The organism is Saccharothrix syringae, assembly GCF_009498035.1.
Taxonomy (GTDB): Bacteria; Actinomycetota; Actinomycetes; order Mycobacteriales; family Pseudonocardiaceae; genus Actinosynnema; species Actinosynnema syringae.
The window spans coordinates 8,685,458-8,707,394 of the sequence record NZ_CP034550.1 but is presented as its reverse complement, the minus strand read 5'-3'; the positions used below and the strand labels follow the sequence as shown (position 1 = coordinate 8,707,394).

The following is a 21,937-nucleotide window of genomic DNA, read 5'->3' as shown; positions in this document are numbered from 1 at the left end:
ACGATCACTCGCGAATTCCACGCTAGCCGCCAAACCCGCCCCGGGAGGCGACGCCAAATGGGGGCTCTTGGCCCGACCGTCCCACCTGGTGGCACGGCTCGGGCGCGATCTCGTTCGGAGGCCCCGGAGCGGGCGCGGTAACCTTGGCCACCACCTCACGCCTTCGCGAGTCACCAGGAGGATCCGTGTCGCCAGGGCAGATCGCCGCGCTGGTCGCCGCCGGCGCGTTCGTGCTGCTTGTGCTGCTGCTGGCGATCCCGTTGATCAAGCTGGGCCGCACGCTGGACGAGGCGACCATCGCCATCCGCAAGGCGCACCAGAACAGCGACCCCCTCTTCACCGGCGCGAACACGACGATCACGCACGTGAACGCGCAGCTGGAGCGGGTGGACGGGATCACCGCCAACGCCCGCGCGGTCACCGGCAACGTCTCCGCGCTGACCTCGCTGTTCACCGCCACCCTCGGCGGCCCGCTGGTCAAGGCGGCCGCCCTGTCCTACGGCGTGAGCAAGGCCATCCGGGCGCGCCGCGCGGCCAACGAGGCGCCCAAGAAGCACGCACGACGCAGGGGCAGGCGATGAGGCGGTTGTTCTGGTTCGGGCTCGGCATCGCCGCGGGCGTGTTCGCCACCCGCAAGGCGGGCCAGGCCGCGCACGCCGCCACGCCCGCCGGCATCGGCGAGAACGTGGGCCAGGGCCTGCGCGAGCTGGCCGGGGCCATCGGTTCGTTCGGCGCGGAGGTCCGCGCCGGCATGTCGGAGCGGGAACGCGAGCTGCAGGACACCGTGGAGCGGCAGACGGGCTTCACGCCGGGTCGGCGAGCGCGCAGGGCGGACGACTGAGGTAGGTCGTCCGCCTCGCCACGCCCTCGAACCCACACCTCCCGAAGGACGGACCGTGCAGACCCACGAGATCATCAAGCGCTTCCGCGAGCACTTCGAGCGCGCCGGCCACGCCGTGGTCCCGAGCGCCTCCCTGCTGCTCGACGACCCGAACCTGCTGTTCGTCAACGCCGGCATGGTGCCGTTCAAGCCGTACTTCCTCGGCGAGGCCCCGCCGCCGTTCCGGCGCGCCACCAGCGTGCAGAAGTGCGTGCGCACCCCGGACATCGACGAGGTCGGCAAGACCACCCGCCACCTGACGTTCTTCCAGATGGCCGGCAACTTCAGCTTCGGCGACTACTTCAAGGAAGACGCCATCCGGCTGGCCTGGGAGCTGGTCACCAAGCCGCAGGACCAGGGCGGCTACGGGTTCGACCCCGAGCGCATCTGGGTGACCGTCTACCTCGACGACGACGAGGCCGCCGACCTGTGGCAGAAGGTCGCCGGCCTGCCGCCCGAGCGCATCCAGCGGCGCGACGTCGTGGACAACTTCTGGTCCATGGGCGTGCCCGGCCCGTGCGGCCCGTGCTCGGAGATCTACTACGACCGCGGCCCGGAGTACGGCCGCGAGGGCGGCCCGGTCGTCGACGAGGACCGGTACCTGGAGATCTGGAACCTCGTCTTCATGCAGAACGTGCGCGGCGAGGGCGGGGCCAAGAAGGACTACCCGATCGTCGGCGAGCTGCCCCAGAAGAACATCGACACCGGCATGGGCGTCGAGCGGGTGGCCATGCTGCTCCAGGGCGTGGACAACGTCTACGAGACCGACCTGGTGCGCGCCGTGATCGCCAAGGCCGAGGAGCTGTCGGGGCGCAAGTACGGCGCCGACGAGGTCGACGACGTGCGGTTCCGCGTCATCGCCGACCACGCCCGCTCCGGCGTGCTGCTGGTCGGCGACGGCGTCACCCCCGGCAACGAGGCCCGCGGCTACGTGCTGCGCCGCCTGCTGCGCCGCATCGTGCGCTCCTCGCGCCTGCTGGGCGTCACCGAGCCGGTGCTGGTGACCTTCGCCGGCCTGGTGCGCGACACCATGGGCCCGACCTACCCCGAGCTGGTCAGCGGCTTCGCCCGGATCGAGCAGGTGCTCAAGGCCGAGGAGGACACCTTCCTGCGCACCCTCGACGCCGGCTCGCGGATCTTCGAGAGCGCCGCCGACACCGTGAAGTCCGAGGGCCGCGCCACCCTGCCCGGCGACAAGGCGTTCCAGCTGCACGACACCTACGGCTTCCCGATCGACCTCACCCTGGAGATGGCCGCCGAGGCGGGCCTGACCGTGGACGAGGACGGCTTCCGCAGGCTCATGGCCGAGCAGCGCGCCCGCGCCAAGGCCGACGCCGCCGGCAAGAAGACCGGCCACGGCGACCAGAGCGTGTACCGGGAGCTGCTGGAGCTGGGCGCCACCGAGTTCACCGGCTACACCGAGCTGGCCAGCGAGGCCACCCTGCGCGGCATCGTCAGCGGCGGCAAGCGGGTGCGCTCGGCCCGCGAGGGCGACATCGTCGAGGTCGTGCTCGACCGCACCCCCCTCTACGCCGAGTCCGGCGGCCAGGAGAGCGACGCGGGCACCATCGTCACCGCCAACGCCGAGCTGGAGGTCGTCGACGTCCAGAAGATCGCCCGCAAGCTGTGGGTGCACCAGGTGCGCGTGGTCTCCGGCGAGGTCGCCGAGGGCGAGCAGGTCGAGGCCCGGGTGGACCCGGAGTGGCGCGTCGGCGCCCGCCAGGGCCACTCCGGCACGCACGTCGTGCACGCCGCCCTGCGCCAGGTGCTCGGCCCGTCGGCCCTGCAGAGCGGTTCCTACAACAAGCCCGGCTACCTGCGCCTGGACTTCGCCTGGACCGGCGGCCTGTCGGAGGAGACCCGCAGCGAGATCGAGGAGGTCTCCAACCTCGCCGTCCGCCGGGACCTGCCGGTGCGCGTGGTCTACACCGACATGGGCGGCGCCCAGGAGATGGGCGCGGTCGCCCTGTTCGGCGAGACCTACGACGAGACCGTGCGCGTGGTCGAGATCGGCGGGCCGTGGTCGCGCGAGCTGTGCGGTGGCACGCACGTCGAGCACTCGTCCCAGATCGGCCCCATCACGGTGATCGGCGAGTCGTCCGTGGGCTCGGGCGTGCGGCGCCTGGAAGCCTACGTCGGCATCGAGGCGTTCAAGTACCTGGCCCAGGAGCGGGCCCTGGTGCAGAACGTCGCCGCCCTGCTCAAGGTGCCCGACGCCGAGGTGCCCGCCCGGGTCGAGGCCCTGGTGGAGCGGCTGCGCGCGGCCGAGAAGGAGCTGGAGAAGGTGCGCGCCGCCCAGCTGCTGTCCTCCGCCGGCTCGCTCGCCGAGCAGGCCCTGGACGTGCGCGGGGTGTCGTTGGTCGCGCTGGCCCTGCCCGGCGGCACGGCCGCCGCCGACGTGCGGACGCTGGCCGGCGAGGTGCGCAACCGGCTGGGCAACCGGCCCGGCGTGGTCGGCCTGTTCGCCCCCGACGGCGACAAGGTCAGCTTCGTGGTGGCCACCACGGCCGCCGCCCGCGACCTGGGCCTGGCCGCCGGCAAGCTGGTGCCCGCCTTCGCCCCGGCTGTGGGCGGCCGCGGCGGCGGCAAGCCCGACCTCGCCCAGGGCGGCGGCACGAACCCGGCCGGCGTGGCCGAGGCCGTCGCGGCCCTGCGGGCCGAGGTGGACCGCGCCGTCGAGCAGCGCCCTTGACCGGCGCCGACCGCCCCGGCGTCGACGACCCCGGCCTCGGCCGGAGGCTGGGCGTCGACGTCGGCGCGGTGCGCGTGGGCGTGGCCATGAGCGACCCGGGGGCGTTCCTCGCGACCCCCCTCGCCACCCTGGCGCGGGACGAGAAGGCGGGCCGGGACCTCGCCGAGCTGGCCGGCCTCGTCGCCGAGCACGACGTGGTCGAGGTCGTGGTCGGCCTGCCCCGCACGCTGGCCGGCAGGCACGGGCCGGCGGCCGAGAAGGCGACCGCGTACGCTGCGGCGTTGGCCGAGCGCGTCGCCCCGGTGCCGGTGCGGCTCACCGACGAGCGGCTGACCACCGTCACGGCGAGCCGCGTGCTGGCCGAGCGGGGGGTGCGAGGCAGGAAGCAACGCGCCGTCGTGGACCAGGCTGCCGCGGTCGAGATCCTGCAGTCCTGGCTGGACGCGCGCGCGCGACACGTGGCCCGTTCCGCCGAGGGGCGGGCCCCCGGAGCGGAGGACCGATCGTGAGCGACGACCTCGGGTTGTTCAGCGATCCCGACGTGCAGGACGAGCGGCCTCGCCGCGGAGGTGGCGGTGGCGGCGGCGGCAAGGCCGCCGCGGCGGCCCGCCGGGCCAAGCGCAGGCGCAAGCGCACGATCCTGTGGGTCGTGGTGGCGCTGGTCCTCGCGGGCGGCGGCGCCGGCGCCTACTACGGGTACCGGACGCTGAGCGGCATCGGCTCCTACGACGACTACAGCGGCGCCGGCGAGACCGACGTGGTGGTCGAGGTCAAGGACGGCGACCTGGTCTCGGCCATCGCCACCACGCTCAAGGACAACGACGTCGTGGCCAGCCCGCGGGCGTTCACCGAGGCGGGCGCCGAGGACCAGCGGGTCACCGGCATCCAGCCGGGCTTCTACCTGATGAAGACCAAGATGTCCGGCAAGGCCGCGGTCGCGCGGATGGTCGACGACAAGTCGAGGATCACGCCGCTGGAGGTCCGCGGCGGCTACGTGCTGCACGACGTCACCGCGCCGGACGGCAAGATCACCCCGGGCATCGTGTCCCGGCTGTCCGCGGCCTCGTGCGTGGAGCTGGACGGCGCCAAGAAGTGCGTGACCGTCGAGGAGCTGCGCAACGCGGCGGAGAACGCCGACCCGGTCGCGCTGGGCATCCCGGAGTGGGCGCTCGACGCCGTCCGCGCGGCCCCGAAGGAGAACCGGCTCGAAGGGCTCATCCTGCCCGGCCTGTACCACCTCGACCCCGGCGCCGACGCCATCGGCCTGCTCAAGAGCGTGATCGGCACCTCGCTGAACCGGCTCCAGGGCTACGGCATCCCGGGCAGCACCGGCAAGACCGGCTTCCGGCCCTACGAGGTGCTGGTCGTGGCGTCCCTGGTCGAGAAGGAGGGCGTGATCAAGGACTTCGGCAAGGTCGCCCGGGTGATCTACAACCGGCTCGCCGCCGGGCAGCTGCTCGAACTCGACTCCACGGTCAACTACAAGCTGGACCGCCCGATCATCACCACCAGCCCCGAGGACCGCGCGAGGTCCGGCCCGTACAACACCTACAACGCCGAGACCAAGGGCCTGCCGCCGACGCCGATCGGGTCGCCCGACCGCAAGGCCGTGGAGGCCGCGATCAACCCCGAGGACGGGCCCTGGCGGTACTTCGTGAAGTGCGAGACGGACGGCACGTCGTGCTTCAACGTCACGTTCGAGGAGCACGACGCGGACGTGGCCGACGCGCAGCGACGGGGCGTCTTCTGACGTGGCGCCCCCCGAGGTGACCCGCCGCGCCGCGGTCATCGGCTCGCCGGTGGCCCACTCCCTGTCGCCGGTGCTGCACAACGCCGCGTTCGCCGCGCTGGGCCTGGCCGGCTGGACCTACACGCGCGTCGAGTGCGAGGCCGAGGCCGTGCCCGGGCTGGTCGCCGGGCTCGACGCCTCGTGGGCGGGCCTGTCGGTGACCATGCCGAACAAGCGCGCCGCGCTGGCCGTCGCGTCCTCGGCCACGCCCCGGGCCACCCTGGTGGGCGCGGCGAACACGCTGGTCCCCGTCGACGGGGGCTGGCGGGCCGACTGCACGGACGTGGACGGCGTGCTGGGCGCGCTCCGCGCGGCGTGCGGCTTCACCTCGGGCACGCGCGCCGTGCTGCTCGGGGCGGGCGGCACGGCCACCGCGGCGCTGGTGGCCCTGGCCTCGGCGGGCGTGCGCGCGGTGTCGCTGGTGGTGCGCTCGGTGTCGCGGGCCGCCGAGGCGGAAGGCTGCGCGTCCCGGCTGGGGCTGGCGCTGGACGTGGTGACCTGGGACGAGGCCGACTTCGCCGGGCTGGCGGCGTCCTGCGACGTGCTGGTGAGCACCGTGCCGCCGGCCGCGACCGGGCCGATCGCCGACGCGCTGGCCGGTGCGCCGTGCGTGCTCGACGTGATCTACCACCCGTGGCCGACGCCGGTGGCGGTGGCGGTGGAGCGGCGGGGGCGGTCCCTGGCGACCGGGTTGGACATGCTGCTGCACCAGGCGTTCGGGCAGGTGGAGCAGTTCACCGGGTTGCCCGCGCCGCGCGAGGAGATGCGTCAGGCGCTGCGCAGGGCGACGGACGACCTGCTGCCCTTGCCTGTTTAATCCACCCGGGCCCGGTCGAGCCCCGCCAGGATCGCGTCGACGGTCTGGTCCGGGGTCTGGTCGGAGGTGTCCAGCCACAGGCCCAGGCGCGGGGTGCCGTCGCGCAGCCCGCGGTCCAGGTCCGCGACGGTCCACGCGCCGTACCCGGTCTTGGGGCGGGCGGCCTCGCGCCGCGCCACCACCTCCGGCGACGGCGCCAGGACGACGACGTACCGGGGGCGGGTGCGCACGGCGTCGACGAAGGTCCGCAGGTGCCCGCCGAGCACGACGTCCTGCACCACGGCGGTCCAGCCGTCACCGGCGTACCCGTCGGCGGTGGCGGCGGCCAGGCGGTACCGCAGCAGCAGCTGGGCCTCGGCCTCGGCACCGGAGTCGGGCCGCGTGTCCGCCCGCCCGGAGACGATCATCCGGCGGAACGCGTCGCCGCGGACGTGCGCCGCCCGCGGCAGGCGTTCGGCGAGGCGTTGCGCGACCGTGGACTTCCCGGCCGCCATGATCCCGGTGATCACGACGACCGCGGAGTCCAGCGCGCTGCCCACGTGGTCCATCATGCACGACGAAGGGCCCCGCTCGCGGCCGAGCGGGGCCCCGTCACCGGCTGGTCAGCCCTCGTCGAGGTCGGTGGCGATGATCCGCGCGATCGCCTCCAGCGCGGCGTCCGCGCCCTCGCCGTCCGCCGCCAGCACGACCTCGTCGCCGTGCATCGCGCCGAGCGTCATCAGGCCCAGCACGCTCGCCGCCTCGACCGGCTGGCCGTCGTCCTTGCGGATGGTGACCTTGACCGGCTGGCCGGCGGCCGCCTTGGCCAGCACCGCGGCCGGCCGTGCGTGCAGGCCGACCTTGCTCGCCACGGTGACGCGTCGTTCAGGCACTTTCCGTCCTCTCCTCCTCGGCCTGGCGCCCGGTGCGCCGCCGGTTCTCCCGCTCGGTGCCCTCGACCACGCTCGGGTCGGACTCGGGGTCCTCGTCCTCGTCGCGGCCGGGGGTCCGCAGGTTCCACTTGGTGATGACGAAGCGGAACAGGAAGTAGTAGATCACCGCGTAGACCAGGCCCAGCACGATGATCATCAGCGGCTTCTCGGCGATGCCGAGGTTGAGCACGTAGTCGATCGCGCCTGCGGAGAAGCCGAACCCGTCGCGGATGCCCAGCGCGTTGCTGATCGCCAGCGAGGTGCCGGTGAGGACCGCGTGGATCACGTACAGCGGCCAGGCCACGAACATGAACGCGAACTCCAGCGGCTCGGTGACGCCGGTGATGAACGCGGTCAGGGCCGCCGAGCCCATGATGCCGGCGATGATCTTGCGCTGCGCCGGGCGGGCGGTGTGCACGATGGCCAGCGCCGCCGCCGGGAGGGCGAACATGAAGATCGGGAAGAAGCCGGTCATGAACGTGCCGGCCTCGGGGTCGCCGGCGAAGAACCGGTTCAGGTCGCCGGTCTTGCCGTCGTACTCGCCGAACACCTGCCACACGAACGTGTTGGGGATGTGGTGCAGGCCCAGCGGGACCAGCAGGCGGTTGATGGTGCCGTAGATCCCCGCGCCGATCACGGCGTTCCCGGCGATGCCCTCGCTGACCGCGGTCAGGCCCTTGTCGAACCACGGGTAGATCAGGCCCATGACCACCGCGACGGGGATCATCACGCCCGCCACCAGGATCGGCACGAACCGCCGGCCGCCGAAGAACGCCAGGTAGGCGGGCAGCTTGATGCGGTGGTAGCGCTGCCACAGCACCGCCGTGATCAGGCCCACCACGATGCCGGTCAGCACCGAGTAGTTGATCATCTCCTGCTTGGCGCCCTCCTCGGGCGCCGGGAGCACGAGCGGGGACATGGCCTCGAACACGGCCGTGGTCACCACGAAGCCGACCGCCGCGGCCAGCGCCGTCGAGCCGTCACCGCGCCGGGCGAAGCCGATGGCCACGCCGATCGCGAACAGCAGCGGCAGGTTGGCGAACAGCGCGTTGCCCGCGCCGCCGATGACGCCGGCCACCTCGTTCCAGCCGAGGCCGTCCTTGCCGAGCAGGTCGTTCTGACCGAGCCTCAGCAGCAGGGCCGCGACGGGCAGCGCGGCGATCGGCAGCATGAGGCTGCGGCCGAACCGCTGGAGCCCGGCCAGGCCCTTGATGTCCCGACCGCCGGTCGCCTGTGGGGCGCTGGCGCTCATGGGTTACCTCCCTTTGGCGGAGTGGTGCGGTCCGGATTCCGGGTCGGTCCGGTCCAACTGCATGGTCACCTGGTAGAGATCGCCCCGGTACCAGGACGTCATGTCCTCGACGGGCCTGCCCTGCGCGGAGGCCACCCGGCGGAAGACGAGCAGCGGCGCGCCGGCGCGCACGCCCAGCAGCTTCGCGGTGCCGGCGTCGGCCGCCTCGGCCCACACCGTCTGGCTCGCGTGGTCGAGCTGCACGCCGTACGCCTCGGCGAGCAGCGCGTAGAGGGAGGTGGTCAGGTCGTGCCGGTCGAGGTCCGGGACGACCCGCGGGTGGTACCAGCCGCGCTCGACGGCCAGCGGCACGCCGTCGGCGCGGCGCAGGCGCACCAGCCGGCACGCGGGTTCGTGCGGCGCCAGGCCCAGCGCGGTCGCGGCCGGGGGCGGGGGCACCTCGGTGGTGCAGCCGACCACCTCGGTCGCGGGGACCAGGCCGCGGCGGCGCATGTCGCCGGTGAAGGACTCCAGGTAGAGCTGGACGTCCATGCGGCGCCGGGCGGTGAACGTGCCGCGGCCCTTCGCCCTGGTCAGCAGGCCCTCGGCGACGAGCTGGCCGACCGCGGCGCGCACCGTGATGCGGGAGACCCCGTACTGCCGGGCCAGGTCGCGCTCGGAGGGGATGGGCGAACCGGGCGGCAGCTCCTGCTCGGCCATGCGCCGCAGGATGTCGCGGAGCTGCGCGTGCTTGGGCTTGGGCCCGTCGACTATCTCCACGACACCTCCCCGGGGCTCGCCTCGACCGACCGGGATTGGTACTTTCCGGTCTAGACCAGTTGGTGCGGGGAGGATGCTCCGCGCGCCGACCGGGTGTCAACCGCCGTTACGGGACCGTGCCCGAGCGGTGGCACCCTCGGGCCCAGGTGTCGAGAGAGGACTTCAAGTGGCGGACGACAAGGCGGAGCGCATCCTCGCCGCGCTCGGCGGTGCGGACAACATCGTGGAGATCGAGCCCTGCATCACTCGCCTGCGCTGCGAGCTGGAGGACGGCTCGCTGGTGGACGAGAAGGCGTTGAAGGGCCTCGGCGCGCACGGCGTGATGCGGGCGGGCAACGTGGTGCAGGTCGTCGTCGGCCCGGAGGCCGACACGATCGCGAGCGACATCGAGGACCTGCTGTGACGTTGCGCGTGGCGAGCCCGGTCAGCGGCCGCGCGGTGCCGCTGGCCGAGGTGCCCGACCCGGTCTTCGCCGAGGCCATGGTGGGCCCGGGCGTGGCGGTCGAGCCCGCCCGGGACGGCGAGGCGACGGTGGTGTCCCCGGTGGACGGGACCGTGGTGACGCTGCACCCGCACGCGTTCGTCGTGGCCACGGAGGACGGTGCGGCGGTGCTCGTGCACCTCGGGATCGACACGGTCAAGCGCAAGGGCGAGGGTTTCTCGCTGCACGTGGCCAAGGGCGACCGGGTGCGCGCCGGGCAGGCCGTGGTGACCTGGGACCCGGCGGAGGTGGAGCGGGCCGGTTTCGCGGCGATCTGCCCGGTGATCGCGCTGGACGCGGCGCCGGAGGTGCTGGTCGACCAGGCCGGCGGGCCCGTCTCGGCGGGTGACGTGCTGTTCGCCTGGCAGCGCTGACGTCCCCGGGGGAAAGCGGGTGAATGGACCGTTCACCCGCGCCCTTCGTTGATCCCCGGGCCTGGCGGGCCGACGCTGGGTTCATGGTCATCGTGTTGTCCGGTTTTTGCACCGGTGTGCTGGGAGCCCGTTTCCTCCGGTTCGCGCCGAGGGGAGCGGTGGTCCGCCCGCTGTGGTGCGCCGCGCCCGTGGCGGTGCTGTGGTGGTTGAGCGCGCTCCTGGTGCCGCCCGAGTGGTTGCCCCTGGCGCTGTTGCTGGCGTGGCTGGGCGTGCTGCTGTCCGCGGTGGACCTGCGGCACCGGCGCCTGCCCGACGTCCTGACGCTGCCCGCCTGGCCGCTGGTCGGCGCGGCGCTGTGGTGGGCCGGTGCCGAGCCGCGGCGGGCGTTGGCGGGCGGGGCGGTGTTCTTCGCGGGCCACCTGGTCGTGCGGCTGGTCGCGCCGTCCGCGATGGGCGGGGGAGACGTGAAGCTCGCGGCACCGGTGGGCGCGGTGCTGGCGTCGGTGTCGTGGCTCGCGCTGCCGGCGGGCGCGGCGGTGGCGAGCGCGGTCACCCTGGCCCTGGCGCTCCGGCGGCGCGCGGGTGGCGTGCCCTACGGCCCCGGCCTGCTGACCGCCGCGTGGTTGGCGGTGGCGTCGGCCGGGTGAGCCGAGGGGCCCACGTCGACCGGCACCCGTCCCGCCCTGGTCGGCGCACCGCGCCCGCCCCCCCCGCTCACCCGTCGGTGTCCCACTCGGCGGAACGGTGCGGCGTGGTCGCTGAGCTGCGCACGAGCCCCGGTGGCCGCTGTGGAAGGATTGCCCGCGTGCTGCGCTGGATCACCGCTGGGGAGTCACACGGACCCGCTCTCGTCGCCGTGCTGGAGGGCATGGTCTCGGGCGTCGAGGTCACGACCGCCGACCTGACCGCTCAACTGGAGCGGCGTCGCCTCGGCTTCGGGCGGAGCCCCCGCATGGGCTTCGAGGCCGACGAGGTGGAGATCCTGGGCGGTGTCCGCCACGGGCTGACCCAGGGCGGCCCGATCGCGGTCCGGATCGGCAACACCGAGTGGCCCAAGTGGCAGAAGGTGATGTCGGCCGACCCGGTGGACCCGGGCGAGCTCAAGCCCACCGGCCGCAACGAGGCGCTGACCCGGCCGCGCCCCGGCCACGCCGACCTGCCCGGCATGCAGAAGTTCGGCTTCGACGAGGCCCGGCCCGTGCTGGAGCGCGCCAGCGCCCGCGAGACCGCCGCGCGCACCGCGCTGGGCACGGTCGCCCGCCACTTCCTCAAGCAGGTCTTCGACGTCGACGTGATCAGCCACGTGGTGTCCATCGGCAAGGCCAGGACCCCCGACGACGCCGCCGTGCCCGGTCCGGGCGACCTGGCCGCGGTCGACGCCAGCCCGGTCCGCGCCTTCGACCGGCGCGGCACCGACGCCATGGTCGCCGAGGTCGAGGCGGTCAAGGAGGCGGGTGACACGGTCGGCGGCGTCATCGAGGTCATCGCCTACAACCTGCCGCCGGGCCTCGGCTCGCACGTGCACTGGGACCGCAGGCTGGACGCCCGGCTGGCCGGCGCGCTGATGGGCGTGCAGGCGATGAAGGGCGTGGAGATCGGCGACGGCTTCACCACCGCGCAGCGCTGGGGCAGCCAGGCCCACGACGAGATCGACCGCGGCGAGGGCCCCAAGGGCGTCACCCGGCGCAGCAACCGGGCGGGCGGCCTGGAGGGCGGCATCACCAACGGCGAGCCGCTGCGCGTGCGCGTGGCCATGAAGCCGATCTCGACCGTCCCGCGCGCACTGTCCACCATCGACGTCCGCACCGGCGAGCCGGCCGTGGCGATCCACCAGCGCTCGGACGTGTGCGCGGTGCCGCGCGCGGGCGTGGTGCTGGAGTCGGTGGTGGCGCTGGTGCTGGCCGAGGCGGCGCTGGAGAAGTTCGGCGGCGACTCGATCGACGAGACCAGGCGCAACGTCGCCGGCTACCTGGCGGCCCTCGAAGCACGCTGGGAGGGGCGGTGAGCCCGAGGTTCGTCGTCCTCGGCCCGCCCGGCGCGGGCAAGACGACGGTCGGCAGGCTGCTGGCCGAGCGCACCGACCTGCCCTTCCGCGACGTCGACGAGGACATCGTGGCCGCCGCGGGCAAGTCCATCTCGGACATCTTCACCACCGACGGCGAGCCGGCGTTCCGGGCGCTGGAGGAGCAAGCCGTCGCCACCGGCCTGGCCGAGCACGACGGCGTGCTGGCGCTGGGCGGCGGTGCGGTGCTGTCCGCCACCACCCGGCGGCGCCTGGCCGGGCACACGGTGGTCTTCCTCAACGTCGGCATGGCGGAGGGGGTGCGGCGCACCGGCCTGTCCACGGCCCGCCCCCTGCTGGCCGGTGTGAACCCGCGCGCCACGTTCAAGACCCTGCTGGACGCCCGCCTGCCGCTGTACCGGGAGGTGGCCACCATCGAGGTGATCACCGACGCGCTCACCCCGGACCAGGTGGTCGACGCCGTGCTCGCCCGGTGGGGCTGACGGGCACCCGGGCCCTCGCGCACCGCGCCGCGGTGCGGGGCCCGGAGCGGCGACGCGCCGGGACCGGACGTGGTCGAATGGTGAGCGACGAAGGGGAGTGGTGATGGGCGAGCCGGTGCGGATCCGCGTGGCCGCGGAACGACCGTACGACGTGGTGGTGGGCCGCGGCCTGCTCGGTGACCTGGTCGAACTCGTGCGCGGCACGGCCAAGGCGGCGATCGTCCACACCCCGACGCTGGCCACGACCGCCGAGGCGGTCCGCGACGAGCTGGCGGCCGCGGGCGTGGACGCGCACCGCGTGGAGGTGCCCGACGCCGAGGACGGCAAGGACCTGCGGGTCGCCGGGTACTGCTGGGACGTGTTCGGCCACGTCGGGCTGGGCCGCCGGGACGTGGTGATCGGCCTGGGCGGCGGCGCCGTGACCGACCTGGCCGGGTTCGTCGCCTCCACCTGGATGCGCGGCGTGCGGCTGGTCCACGTGCCGACCACGCTGCTGGCCATGGTCGACGCCGCGGTCGGCGGGAAGACCGGCATCAACACCGACGCGGGCAAGAACCTGGTCGGCACGTTCTACGAGCCCGAGGCCGTGCTGGTCGACCTGGCCACGCTGGAGACGCTGCCGCGCAACGAGCTGGTCGCGGGCATGGCCGAGGTGGTCAAGGGCGGCTTCATCGCCGACCCGGTCATCCTCGACCTGGTCGAGGCCGACCCGGCCGCCGCGCTCGACCCGACCGGCCCGGTGATCGAGGAGCTGGTCCGCCGCAAGGTCCAGGTCAAGGCCGACGTGGTGTCCGCCGACCTGCGCGAGTCCGACCTGCGCGAGATCCTCAACTACGGCCACACCCTCGGGCACGCCGTCGAGCGCCGCGAGCGCTACCGCTGGCGCCACGGCGCGGCGGTCAGCGTCGGCCTGGTCTTCGCCGCCGAGCTGGCCCGGCTGGCCGGTCGCCTGGACGACGCCACCGCCGACCGCCACCGCGCGATCCTGACCTCCCTGGGCCTGCCCACCACCTACGACCCGGACGCCCTGCCCCAGCTGCTGGAGGGCATGAGGTCGGACAAGAAGAACCGCTCGGGCGTGCTGCGGTTCGTGGTGCTCGACGGCCTGGCCAAGCCGGGCCGCCTGGAGGGCCCCGACCCCGCCCTGCTGGCGGCGGCCTACTCGGCGGTGGCGGGCGAGGCGAAGAGCGGCGGCAGCGTCCTGCTGTGACGGCGGGGCTGCTGCACCACGTGGAGCTGTGGGTGCCCGACCTGGCCCGCGCCGAGCGCAGCATCGGTTGGCTGCTCGGCGAGCTGGGCTGGGTCGAGCACCAGCGGTGGGCCCGGGGGGTCAGTTGGAAGCTGGGCCCGACCTACCTGGTGGTCGAGCACTCGCCCGCGCTGGACGCGCACCACCGGCGGGGCACCGGCCTGAACCACCTGGCCTTCCACGTCGCGGACCGGGCCGGCGTGGACCGGCTGGTGCGGGAGGCCGTCGACCACGGCTGGTCACCCCTGTTCGCCGACAAGTACCCCCACGCGGGCGGCGCGGCGCACTACGCCGGCTACCTGGAGAACGCCGACGGCTTCGAGGTGGAACTCGTGGCTCCGATCGGGTGACACTCGAAATAGCGACCCGGTCCTTACACTGAACCGGAACCGGGCGCCGCGCGTCTTCCGGTGCACACCGACCCGTCCCGCAGAAGTGGAGACCAGCCCCGCATGCCCAGTCCCGTCGGGAGAGCGGCGAGGCTCCTCGGTTCCGCGCTGGTCGCCGCTTCGCTCGCGGCCTGCGCGCCGAGCGTCGCCGACCCCGCACCGGAAACCCCCGGCAGCAGCACCGCGCCCAGCACGTCCGCGGTGGTCGAGGCCGCGGAGCCGCCCGTCCCGGTACCGGTGGCGCTGGCCGCCGACCGCGGCAGGCGGAGCGCCGGCGTGGTCGCGGTGGGCGGCGGGGACTCGGCGTACAACTACGCGCCCTCGCTGATGGCTGAGGGCGGCAAGGTCCGCATGTGGTGGTGCAGCCAGCTCGGCACGGCCCAGCCCGCGGGCGACGACGTGCTCTACGCGGAGGCCGCCTCGCCGGACGGCCCGTTCGCCGCGCCCGGCGGCGCACCGGCGGTGGCCGTGCTCTCCGGCAGCGGCGCGGGCTTCGACGCCATGCACACCTGCGACCCGTCGGTGATCAAGGTCGACGGGACGTACTACATGTACTACACCGCCGCCGAGCGCGACAACCACGCCAACGGCAGCGCCCTGGGCGTGGCCACCAGCCCGGACGGCCTGACCTGGACCCGCCTCGGCGGCCCGCTCCTGGCCCCGTCCAACGTGGTGATCAGGGACAACGCCTACGGCGCCGGCCAGGCGTCGGCGCTGTGGCTGGACGGCTGGTTCTACCTGATGTTCACCGACACCACCGGCGCGGCGGCCGGGTGGAACGGCGCGGGCCAGTTCGTGCTCAGGTCGAAGGACCCGGCGTTCGCGAGCGGCGTGCAGGCCCTGGGCCCGGGCGGCTTCACGTCGGTACCCGACACCCGCTCGCGGCCCCGCTCGATCGTGGACGCCTTCAGCGCCGACTGGATGTTCGTCGACGCGCTCCAGGTCTTCGTCGTCGCGCACTCCACCGACCAGGGCACCACCCTGACCTTCTGGAACCGCGACTTCACCGCCAACCCCCACCCGCGGGTGCACCTGCCCGGCCCGTGGCGGGAGGGCCCCGGCCTGCTGCGCACCCCCACCGGGCACGCGCCGGCGTCCCCGGAGGACCCGTGCGGCCGGGTGCCGGTGGACGTGGTCCGCGCGACCGTGTCCGGCGAGTCGGGCGCGCCGACCGACCTGGGCCACTTCGGCCTGGACCTCGCCGGGGTGCCCGGCTGCGCCACCGAGGAGGCGGCGCGCGTCCTGGACGGCTTCGCCGTGCCGTCCCCGGAGAACACCGTCGACCTGGTGCTGGGCGGCGAGGTGGTGCGCGTCGAGCGCCGCTCGGTGGCCGCCCGCCTGGCCACCGCCGTGCTGGACCGCCGCCCGCCCGTGGTGGACCGGCTGGAGGTCGTGGAACGCGTCCCGGCGGGCGTGCGGGCCGTGCGGGCCCCGGACGGGCAGGTCGGCCTGCTGCTGGCCGACGACCGGCTGTGGCTGGTCCCCGACGCCGCGGTCGCCGAGCTGAACTCCTCGACCGTCACCGACGTCACCCAGCGGACCTGGGCCTCCTACAAGAAGGCCGGCGACCTGCGCCGCTAGCCCCGTTCACCCGGCTGGGGCAACCGGCCGCCCAGCACGACGCCCAGCCCCGCGCTGACCATGACCAGCAACGCGGTGAACGCCGCGCCGCCGGTCAGCGCGGGCCCCAGGGCCTCCAGCCCGGTCTGGTCGACCAGCGACCGGCCCAGCACCCCGACCACCCCGGCCGACGGCCCCGCCACCAGCCCGGCCAGGAACCACACCAGCCCGGCGCCCGCCAGCCCCCGCCACGCGTCCAGCGCGCCCCACAGCAGCCCGACGACCACCACCAGCGCCAACGCGATGTACCGGACGGCGGTGCCCGCCTCGGGGCTGTTCACGCCCACCGCCGCGGTGCCGGTCTGCACCGCGCCGTGGAGCAACCCCAGCCAGAGACCCCGGACCAGCCACGCGCGCATGTGCCCACCCTATGTGCCCGCGGCGGTGCCGGAAGTTCAGCCGATCGTGGGCCGCTGTGCACCGGTGCGGGTGGCTCTAGGCTGCCCACATGCACCACGCCACTCGTCGCGCCGCACTCCGCGCCTCGCTCCGGGCACTGGAGCTGGACGCGCTGCTGGTCACCAACCTGCTCAACGTCCGCTACCTGACCGGCTTCACCGGGTCGAACGCCGCGCTGCTGGTGCACGCCGAGTCGGACGAGGGCACCGCCTTCTGCACCGACGGCCGCTACCTCACCCAGGCCGCCGGGCAGGTGCCCGACCTGGAGCGGGTCGTCGACCGGCCCTGCGACGCGGCGCTGCTCAAGCGGGCCGGCGGCCTGCGGCGGATCGGCTTCGAGAGCCACGACGTGACCGTCGACGGCCTGTCCGCGCTGGAGGCCGCGGCGGGCGGTGCCGCCCTGGTCCGGGCGCCCGGCCTGGTCGAGCGGCTGCGGGTGGTCAAGGACGACGCCGAGGTCGAGGCGCTGCGGATGGCGTGCGCGGCGGCCGACCGGGCGCTGGCGGGCCTGCTGGAGCACGGCGGCCTGCGGCCCGGCCGCACCGAGAGGGAGATCGCGCGCGAGCTGGAGAACCGGATGCTCGACCACGGCGCGGCCGGGCCGTCGTTCGAGTCGATCGTGGCGGCGGGCGCGCACTCGGCGGTGCCGCACCACCGGCCCACCGACGCGGTGGTCCGCGACGGCGACCTGGTCAAGCTCGACTTCGGCGCCCTGGTCGACGGCTACCACTCCGACATGACCCGCACCGTGGTGGTCGGCCGCGCCGCGGACTGGCAGCGCGACCTGTACGAGCTGGTCGCGGCCGCGCAGGCGGCGGGCCGGGCGGCCCTGGCGCCGGGCACCGGGCTCGCCGCGGTGGACGCGGCGGCGCGGGACGTGATCGACGCGGCGGGCTACGGCGAGCAGTTCCTGCACGGCCTCGGCCACGGCGTCGGCCTCCAGATCCACGAGGCTCCGGCGCTGTCGAAGGCCGGTGACGGTACACTTCTGCCCGGTATGGCGGTCACCGTCGAGCCCGGTGTGTACCTGGCCGGGAAGGGTGGTGTTCGCATCGAGGACACGCTCGTGGTGCGCGAAGGCGCCCCGGAGCTCCTCACCCTGACCACGAAAGAGCTCGTGGTCGTCTGACGTCGTCCGGCGCCGGCCGAGCGCCGGTGCCCGCCAACTCACGTAACAGGAGAGTCCACCACCGTGGCCACGACCAACGACCTGAAGAACGGCCTGGTGCTGAACCTCGACGGCCAGCTGTGGACCGTCACCGCGTTCCAGCACGTCAAGCCGGGCAAGGGCGGCGCCTTCGTGCGCACCACGCTGAAGCACGTCCTGACCGGCAAGGTCGTGGACAAGACCTTCAACGCGGGCACCAAGGTCGACACGGCGACCGTGGACAAGCGCGGCATGACGTACCTGTACAAGGACGGTGCCGACTTCGTCTTCATGGACGGCGAGACCTACGACCAGATCACCGTGCCCGCCGCGACCGTCGGCGACGCGGCCAACTACATGCTGGAGAACCAGGAGGCGATCGTCGCCCTCCACGAGGGGACCGCGCTCTACGTCGAGCTGCCGACCTCGGTCGAGCTGGTGATCCAGCACACCGACCCGGGCCTGCAGGGCGACCGCTCGACCGGCGGCACCAAGCCCGCCACGCTGGAGACCGGCGCGGAGATCCAGGTCCCGCTGTTCGTCACCACCGGCGAGAAGATCAAGGTCGACACCCGCGACGGCCGCTACCTCGGCCGCGTGAACGGCTGAGATGGGCGCACGCAGCAAGGCCCGCAAGCGCGCCGTGGACGTCCTCTACGAGGCGGACGTCCGGGGCGTCGACCCGGTGACCCTGATCGCCGAGCGCGTCGGCTCCACGGACGTTCCCCCGGTCAACGACTACACGGTCGGCCTCGTGGAGGGCGTCACCGCGCACCGCGCGCGGATCGACGACCTGATCTCCGAGCACGCCGAGGGCTGGACGCTGCAGCGCATGCCCGCGGTCGACCGGGCGGTGCTGCGGGTCGGGCTCTACGAGCTGCTGTGGGCGGCCGACGTGCCGGACGCGGTCGCCATCGACGAGGCGGTCGAGCTGGCCAAGGGCCTGTCCACGGACGACTCGCCGCGGTTCGTCAACGGCGTGCTGGGCCGCATCGCGGTCATCGCCGACCAGCTCCGCGCCGTCCTGTAGGGCGCACCCGGGCAACACCGGAAGGGGGCCGTGCCCCCGCTCACCCCCGAGCGGGACGCGGCCCCCCTTTCACGTGCTCAGTCCTCCTTGGCCGGACGGGCCTCGGGGGGGAGCACACCCCAGTCGATCAGCTGCTCGGTCAACTCACCGGGCGTCATGTCGTAGATGATGGCGAGGGACCGCAGGTCCTCGGTCCGGATCGACAGCACCTTGCCGTTGTAGTCGCCGCGCTGGCTCTGGATGGTGGCCGCGTACCGCGCGAGCGGCCCCACCTTCTCCGCCGGGAGCTGTTGCAGCCGCTCCAGGTTGATGACGATCTTGGTGGCGGGCTCCGCCCCCGACGGCACCCGACCCTCCGGCAGCAGTTCGGCCACCGGCACCCCGTAGAAGTCGGCCAGTTCGGCCAGCTTCTGCACGGTGACGGCTCGGTCGCCGCGCTCGTAAGAGCCCACGACCACGGCCTTCCAGCGACCGCCGGACTTCTGCTCGACGCCGTGCAAAGACAAGCCCTGCTGCTGGCGGATCGCGCGGAGCTTTGCCCCCAGCGCCTTGGCGTAGTCGCCCATGTGGCGGTTCTCCGTTCATTCGCCCCGTCAGCCGGTAGGGGACTGCCGCGGGGAGGCTTAGATCAATACGCAGAGTAATGATTGCTCTCCGTGGTCACCAGGTCAAGCTGATCTCGTTGGGACAGGTGGGCGAGACCACGGACACCACCCGGAAGATTGACCGCCGAAGCCTGATACCGTGCTGGTCAGCCCGGTCCCAACCGGGTGTCCGACGTCCTTTAAGGACCCGTCCGGTGAGGCGGGGAAGGAGGTCCAGCCGTGGCGCCACGTCAACGTGGCGCGACGGACCCGGCCGGGGAGCGCGAGCTCCTGTCGGCCGGCGACGTCGCGCGCACCGTCGCCCGAATGGCCCATCAGATCATCGAGAAGACCTCTCTGGGTGCACCGAGCGCACCGGAAGTAGTCCTGATGGGGATCCCGACCCGGGGCGTCCCGCTCGCCCACCGGCTCGGGTCCCGGATCGCCGAGTTCAGCGGGGTCGAGGTCGGCACCGGCACCCTGGACATCACCCTCTACCGCGATGACCTGCGGCGGGGCCCCACCAGGCCGCTGGAGGCCACCTCGCTGCCCGACGGCGGCGTCGACGACAAGCTCGTGGTCCTGGTGGACGACGTGCTGTTCTCCGGCCGCACCATCCGCGCCGCGCTGGACGCCCTGCGCGACCACGGCCGCCCGCGCGCGGTGCAGCTGGCCGTGCTGGTCGACCGGGGCCACCGCGAGCTGCCGATCCGCGCGGACTACGTGGGCAAGAACGTGCCCACCGCGCGGTCCGAGGAGGTCCACGTGCTGCTGACCGAGTTCGACGACCGCGACGGGGTGGTGCTGCGGTGAGGCACCTGCTGTCCACCGAGGGCATCGACCCGGGCCTGGCCACCGCGGTCCTGGACACCGCGGCCCGGCTCAAGCAGGCCCTCGAAGGCCGTGAGGTGCGCAAACTACCCACGCTGCGCGGCCGGACGGTCATCACGGTGTTCTACGAGAACTCCACCCGGACGCGGGTCAGCTTCGAGATCGCGGGCAAGTGGATGAGCGCGGACGTGGTGAACGTCTCCTCGTCCGGCTCCAGCGTCGGCAAGGGCGAGTCGCTGCGCGACACCGCGCTGACCCTGGCCGCCGCGGGCGCCGACTGCGTCATCGTGCGGCACCCGGCCTCCGGCGCGGCCCACCGGCTGGCGGGCTGGCTGCACGAGGCGGGCACGTCCGTGGTCAACGCGGGCGACGGCACGCACGAGCACCCCACCCAGGCCCTGCTCGACGCCGCCACCCTGCGGGAACGCCTCGGCGACCTGCGCGACCGCCGCGTGGCCATCGTCGGCGACGTGCTGCACAGCCGCGTGGCCCGCTCGAACGTGCACCTGCTCACCGCGCTGGGCGCGGAGGTGACGTTGATCGCACCCCCGACCCTGCTGCCCGCCGGCGTGGAGAACTGGCCGGTGCACGTCTCGCACGAGCTGGACGCCGAGCTGCCGAGCCAGGACGCGGTCATGCTGCTGCGGGTGCAGGCCGAGCGGATGCACGGCGGGTTCTTCCCGTCGGCCCGCGAGTACTCCATCGCCTACGGGCTGAACGAGAACCGGCTCCGGCTGCTCCCCGACCACGCCGTCGTGCTGCACCCCGGCCCGATGCTGCGCGGGATGGAGATCGCCTCGTCGGTCGCCGACTCGCCCCGCGCCGCCATCACCGACCAGGTGCGCAACGGCGTGCACGTGCGCATGGCCGTGCTGTACCACCTGCTTGCCCACGAGGAGGAGACTTCGTGAACCCCTTGATCATCAGGGGAGTACGGCCCTACGGCGAGGGCGAACCGGTCGACGTGCTGGTCCGCGACGGCGTGGTCGCCGCGATCGGCGAGGTCGCCGAGGAGGGCGCCGAGGTGGTCGAGGGCGGCGGCGCGGTCCTGCTGCCCGGCTTCGTCGACCTGCACACCCACCTGCGCGAACCCGGCCGCGAGGACACCGAGACCATCGCCACCGGCTCCGCCGCGGCCGCGCTGGGCGGCTACACGGCCGTGTTCGCCATGGCCAACACCGACCCGGTCGCGGACAACGCCGTCATCGTCGAGCACGTGGCCCGCCGCGGCCGCGAGGTCGGCCTGGTGGACGTGCACCCGGTGGGCGCGGTCACGGTCGGGCTCAAGGGCGAGAAGCTCGCCGAGCTGGGCACCATGGCCAAGGCCGGCGTGCGGGTGTTCTCCGACGACGGGCACTGCGTGCACGACCCGCTGGTCATGCGGCGGGCCCTGGAGTACAGCAAGGCGCTCGACGTGGTGGTCGCCCAGCACGCCGAGGAGCCCCGGCTCACCGTCGGCGCGCAGGCCCACGAGGGCGAGCAGGCGGCCCGGCTGGGCCTCCAGGGCTGGCCGGCGGCCGCGGAGGAGGCGGTCGTGGCGCGCGACTGCCTGCTGGCCCGCCAGGTCGGCGCCCGGCTGCACGTCTGCCACGTCTCCACCGCGGGCACCGCCGACGTGCTGGCCTGGGCCAAGGCGCGCGGCACCGAGGTGTCCGCCGAGGTCACCCCGCACCACCTGCTGCTCACCGACGAGCGGCTGGCCACCTACGACCCGGTCAACAAGGTCAACCCGCCGCTGCGCACCGCCGACGACGTGCGGAAGCTGCGCGAGGCGCTGGCCGCGGGCGTCATCGACTGCGTGGCCACCGACCACGCGCCGCACGCCGTCCAGGACAAGGACTGCGAGTGGTCCGCCGCCCGGCCCGGCATGCTGGGCCTGCAGACCGCCCTGTCGATCGTGGTGGAGACCATGGTCGAGACCGGCCTGCTGGACTGGCGCGGCGTGGCGCGGGTGCTCAGCGAGCGGCCCGCCGAGATCGCGGGCCTGCCCGACCAGGGTCGCCCGATCGAGGTCGGCGAGCCCGCCAACCTCGTCCTGGTCGACCCGGGCGCCCGGTGGACCGTGCGGGGCGCCGAGCTGGCCAGCATCGCGGCCAACACCCCGTTCGAGGGCATGGAGCTGCCCGGCGCCGTGGTCGCCACGGTGCTGCGCGGGCGCGTGACCGCCCTGCGGGGAAGGATTCCGGCATGAGCGAGCTTGCGAGCGAATCGTTCAACACGGTCTTCTC

26 protein-coding genes are annotated in these 21,937 nt (G+C 73.8%); 20 read left to right on the top strand and 6 right to left on the bottom strand.

What is annotated here, in order from left to right; translation table 11 throughout:
* The first annotated feature begins 185 nt into the window (after window positions 1–185).
* Genes EKG83_RS36135 through EKG83_RS36110 form a run of 6 tightly spaced genes read left to right on the top strand, consistent with a single transcriptional unit; the run spans window position 186 to window position 6,178 of the window.
* On the top strand, window positions 186–581 hold the full coding sequence (locus tag EKG83_RS36135) for a DUF948 domain-containing protein (RefSeq protein ID WP_033427857.1): 396 nt from the start codon (window positions 186–188) through the stop codon (window positions 579–581).
* The gene (locus tag EKG83_RS36130) at window positions 578–841 is read left to right on the top strand and encodes a hypothetical protein (RefSeq protein WP_033427856.1); all 264 of its coding nucleotides are present in this window, start codon (window positions 578–580) and stop codon (window positions 839–841) included. The genes EKG83_RS36135 and EKG83_RS36130 overlap by 4 nt, the downstream gene beginning before the upstream one ends.
* 55 nt (window positions 842–896) lie before the next feature.
* A complete protein-coding gene (alaS, locus tag EKG83_RS36125) occupies window positions 897–3,572 on the top strand; it encodes an alanine--tRNA ligase (protein WP_033427855.1) in 2,676 nt (891 codons plus the stop codon).
* Entirely contained in the window at window positions 3,569–4,081 is a 513-nt protein-coding gene (gene ruvX, locus EKG83_RS36120; RefSeq protein WP_033427854.1) for a Holliday junction resolvase RuvX, read from the top strand. Before alaS ends, ruvX begins: the two co-directional genes overlap by 4 nt.
* Window positions 4,078–5,322, top strand: a complete 1,245-nt coding sequence (gene mltG, locus EKG83_RS36115) for an endolytic transglycosylase MltG (protein WP_033427853.1) — start codon at window positions 4,078–4,080, stop codon at window positions 5,320–5,322. The genes ruvX and mltG overlap by 4 nt, the downstream gene beginning before the upstream one ends.
* Window position 5,323: 1 nt before the next feature.
* Entirely contained in the window at window positions 5,324–6,178 is an 855-nt protein-coding gene (locus EKG83_RS36110; protein ID WP_084715964.1) for a shikimate dehydrogenase, read from the top strand.
* Here EKG83_RS36110 and EKG83_RS36105 read toward each other — a convergent pair.
* From EKG83_RS36105 to EKG83_RS36090, 4 genes are read right to left on the bottom strand one after another with little or no spacing between them, the layout of a single operon-like run.
* The gene (locus EKG83_RS36105) at window positions 6,175–6,726 is read right to left on the bottom strand and encodes an AAA family ATPase (protein ID WP_033427852.1); all 552 of its coding nucleotides are present in this window, start codon (window positions 6,724–6,726) and stop codon (window positions 6,175–6,177) included. The genes EKG83_RS36110 and EKG83_RS36105 overlap by 4 nt on opposite strands.
* Window positions 6,727–6,780: 54 nt before the next feature.
* Window positions 6,781–7,050 carry an HPr family phosphocarrier protein gene (locus EKG83_RS36100; protein WP_033427851.1) on the bottom strand — a complete coding sequence of 90 codons (270 nt, stop codon included), beginning with the start codon at window positions 7,048–7,050 and terminating at the stop codon, window positions 6,781–6,783.
* On the bottom strand, window positions 7,043–8,341 hold the full coding sequence (locus tag EKG83_RS36095; RefSeq protein WP_033427850.1) for a PTS transporter subunit EIIC: 1,299 nt from the start codon (window positions 8,339–8,341) through the stop codon (window positions 7,043–7,045). The genes EKG83_RS36100 and EKG83_RS36095 overlap by 8 nt, the downstream gene beginning before the upstream one ends.
* Window positions 8,342–8,344: 3 nt before the next feature.
* Window positions 8,345–9,040: a GntR family transcriptional regulator gene (locus EKG83_RS36090; protein WP_084715998.1), complete on the bottom strand. Its 696-nt coding sequence runs from the start codon at window positions 9,038–9,040 to the stop codon at window positions 8,345–8,347.
* 226 nt (window positions 9,041–9,266) lie between these two features.
* Between EKG83_RS36090 and EKG83_RS36085 the strand changes: the two genes are divergently transcribed.
* From EKG83_RS36085 to EKG83_RS36050, 8 genes are all read left to right on the top strand, one after another.
* Window positions 9,267–9,503, top strand: coding sequence for a glucose PTS transporter subunit EIIB (locus tag EKG83_RS36085; RefSeq protein WP_033427848.1), 237 nt, complete (start codon window positions 9,267–9,269; stop codon window positions 9,501–9,503).
* Window positions 9,500–9,955: a PTS sugar transporter subunit IIA gene (locus EKG83_RS36080; RefSeq protein ID WP_033427847.1), complete on the top strand. Its 456-nt coding sequence runs from the start codon at window positions 9,500–9,502 to the stop codon at window positions 9,953–9,955. Before EKG83_RS36085 ends, EKG83_RS36080 begins: the two co-directional genes overlap by 4 nt.
* 83 nt (window positions 9,956–10,038) lie before the next feature.
* Window positions 10,039–10,602 carry a prepilin peptidase gene (locus EKG83_RS36075; protein WP_084715962.1) on the top strand — a complete coding sequence of 188 codons (564 nt, stop codon included), beginning with the start codon at window positions 10,039–10,041 and terminating at the stop codon, window positions 10,600–10,602.
* 158 nt (window positions 10,603–10,760) lie between these two features.
* Window positions 10,761–11,960, top strand: coding sequence for a chorismate synthase (gene aroC / locus EKG83_RS36070; protein ID WP_033427846.1), 1,200 nt, complete (start codon window positions 10,761–10,763; stop codon window positions 11,958–11,960).
* Window positions 11,957–12,460, top strand: a complete 504-nt coding sequence (locus EKG83_RS36065; protein ID WP_033427845.1) for a shikimate kinase — start codon at window positions 11,957–11,959, stop codon at window positions 12,458–12,460. Before aroC ends, EKG83_RS36065 begins: the two co-directional genes overlap by 4 nt.
* A 103-nt stretch (window positions 12,461–12,563) precedes the next feature.
* Window positions 12,564–13,670: a 3-dehydroquinate synthase gene (aroB, locus tag EKG83_RS36060; RefSeq protein WP_033428037.1), complete on the top strand. Its 1,107-nt coding sequence runs from the start codon at window positions 12,564–12,566 to the stop codon at window positions 13,668–13,670.
* A complete protein-coding gene (locus EKG83_RS36055; RefSeq protein ID WP_033427844.1) occupies window positions 13,667–14,059 on the top strand; it encodes a VOC family protein in 393 nt (130 codons plus the stop codon). The genes aroB and EKG83_RS36055 overlap by 4 nt, the downstream gene beginning before the upstream one ends.
* Window positions 14,060–14,161: 102 nt before the next feature.
* Window positions 14,162–15,679, top strand: coding sequence for a glycoside hydrolase family protein (locus EKG83_RS36050; protein ID WP_033427843.1), 1,518 nt, complete (start codon window positions 14,162–14,164; stop codon window positions 15,677–15,679).
* Here the strand turns inward: EKG83_RS36050 and EKG83_RS36045 are convergent.
* The gene (locus tag EKG83_RS36045; RefSeq protein WP_153278670.1) at window positions 15,676–16,077 is read right to left on the bottom strand and encodes a B-4DMT family transporter; all 402 of its coding nucleotides are present in this window, start codon (window positions 16,075–16,077) and stop codon (window positions 15,676–15,678) included. The genes EKG83_RS36050 and EKG83_RS36045 overlap by 4 nt on opposite strands.
* An 89-nt stretch (window positions 16,078–16,166) precedes the next feature.
* Between EKG83_RS36045 and EKG83_RS36040 the strand changes: the two genes are divergently transcribed.
* The 3 genes from EKG83_RS36040 (at window position 16,167) to nusB (ending at window position 18,294) form a co-directional block, all read left to right on the top strand.
* Window positions 16,167–17,246: a M24 family metallopeptidase gene (locus EKG83_RS36040; RefSeq protein WP_033427842.1), complete on the top strand. Its 1,080-nt coding sequence runs from the start codon at window positions 16,167–16,169 to the stop codon at window positions 17,244–17,246.
* A gap of 63 nt (window positions 17,247–17,309) precedes the next feature.
* Window positions 17,310–17,873 carry an elongation factor P gene (gene efp / locus EKG83_RS36035; protein WP_033427841.1) on the top strand — a complete coding sequence of 188 codons (564 nt, stop codon included), beginning with the start codon at window positions 17,310–17,312 and terminating at the stop codon, window positions 17,871–17,873.
* 1 nt (window position 17,874) lies between these two features.
* Complete coding sequence (nusB, locus tag EKG83_RS36030) at window positions 17,875–18,294, top strand: transcription antitermination factor NusB (protein ID WP_033427840.1); 420 nt, start codon at window positions 17,875–17,877, stop codon at window positions 18,292–18,294.
* 77 nt (window positions 18,295–18,371) lie between these two features.
* Here nusB and bldD read toward each other — a convergent pair whose 3' ends face one another.
* Window positions 18,372–18,860: a transcriptional regulator BldD gene (gene bldD / locus EKG83_RS36025; RefSeq protein WP_015103676.1), complete on the bottom strand. Its 489-nt coding sequence runs from the start codon at window positions 18,858–18,860 to the stop codon at window positions 18,372–18,374.
* Between the two features lie 258 nt (window positions 18,861–19,118).
* On the opposite strand from bldD, the gene pyrR reads away from it, so the two are divergent.
* Genes pyrR through EKG83_RS36010 form a run of 3 tightly spaced genes read left to right on the top strand, consistent with a single transcriptional unit; the run spans window position 19,119 to window position 21,900 of the window.
* Window positions 19,119–19,691, top strand: coding sequence for a bifunctional pyr operon transcriptional regulator/uracil phosphoribosyltransferase PyrR (pyrR, locus tag EKG83_RS36020; RefSeq protein WP_033427839.1), 573 nt, complete (start codon window positions 19,119–19,121; stop codon window positions 19,689–19,691).
* A complete protein-coding gene (locus EKG83_RS36015; protein WP_033427838.1) occupies window positions 19,688–20,620 on the top strand; it encodes an aspartate carbamoyltransferase catalytic subunit in 933 nt (310 codons plus the stop codon). Before pyrR ends, EKG83_RS36015 begins: the two co-directional genes overlap by 4 nt.
* A complete protein-coding gene (locus EKG83_RS36010; protein WP_033427837.1) occupies window positions 20,617–21,900 on the top strand; it encodes a dihydroorotase in 1,284 nt (427 codons plus the stop codon). The genes EKG83_RS36015 and EKG83_RS36010 overlap by 4 nt, the downstream gene beginning before the upstream one ends.
* The last annotated feature ends 37 nt before the right edge of the window (window positions 21,901–21,937 follow it).

Bases quoted from the DNA above. Each gene is read 5' to 3' on its own strand.
- EKG83_RS36045 (WP_153278670.1), bottom strand. From the start codon at position 16,077: ATGCGCGCGTGGCTGGTCCGGGGTCTCTGGCTGGGGTTGCTCCACGGC.
- bldD (WP_015103676.1), bottom strand. From the start codon at position 18,860: ATGGGCGACTACGCCAAGGCGCTGGGGGCAAAGCTCCGCGCGATCCGC.
- EKG83_RS36105 (WP_033427852.1), bottom strand. From the start codon at position 6,726: ATGGACCACGTGGGCAGCGCGCTGGACTCCGCGGTCGTCGTGATCACC.
- EKG83_RS36050 (WP_033427843.1), top strand. From the start codon at position 14,162: ATGCCCAGTCCCGTCGGGAGAGCGGCGAGGCTCCTCGGTTCCGCGCTG.
- EKG83_RS36095 (WP_033427850.1), bottom strand. From the start codon at position 8,341: ATGAGCGCCAGCGCCCCACAGGCGACCGGCGGTCGGGACATCAAGGGC.
- nusB (WP_033427840.1), top strand. From the start codon at position 17,875: ATGGGCGCACGCAGCAAGGCCCGCAAGCGCGCCGTGGACGTCCTCTAC.
- EKG83_RS36075 (WP_084715962.1), top strand. From the start codon at position 10,039: ATGGTCATCGTGTTGTCCGGTTTTTGCACCGGTGTGCTGGGAGCCCGT.
- aroB (WP_033428037.1), top strand. From the start codon at position 12,564: ATGGGCGAGCCGGTGCGGATCCGCGTGGCCGCGGAACGACCGTACGAC.
- EKG83_RS36040 (WP_033427842.1), top strand. From the start codon at position 16,167: ATGCACCACGCCACTCGTCGCGCCGCACTCCGCGCCTCGCTCCGGGCA.
- EKG83_RS36090 (WP_084715998.1), bottom strand. From the start codon at position 9,040: ATGGCCGAGCAGGAGCTGCCGCCCGGTTCGCCCATCCCCTCCGAGCGC.
- EKG83_RS36130 (WP_033427856.1), top strand. From the start codon at position 578: ATGAGGCGGTTGTTCTGGTTCGGGCTCGGCATCGCCGCGGGCGTGTTC.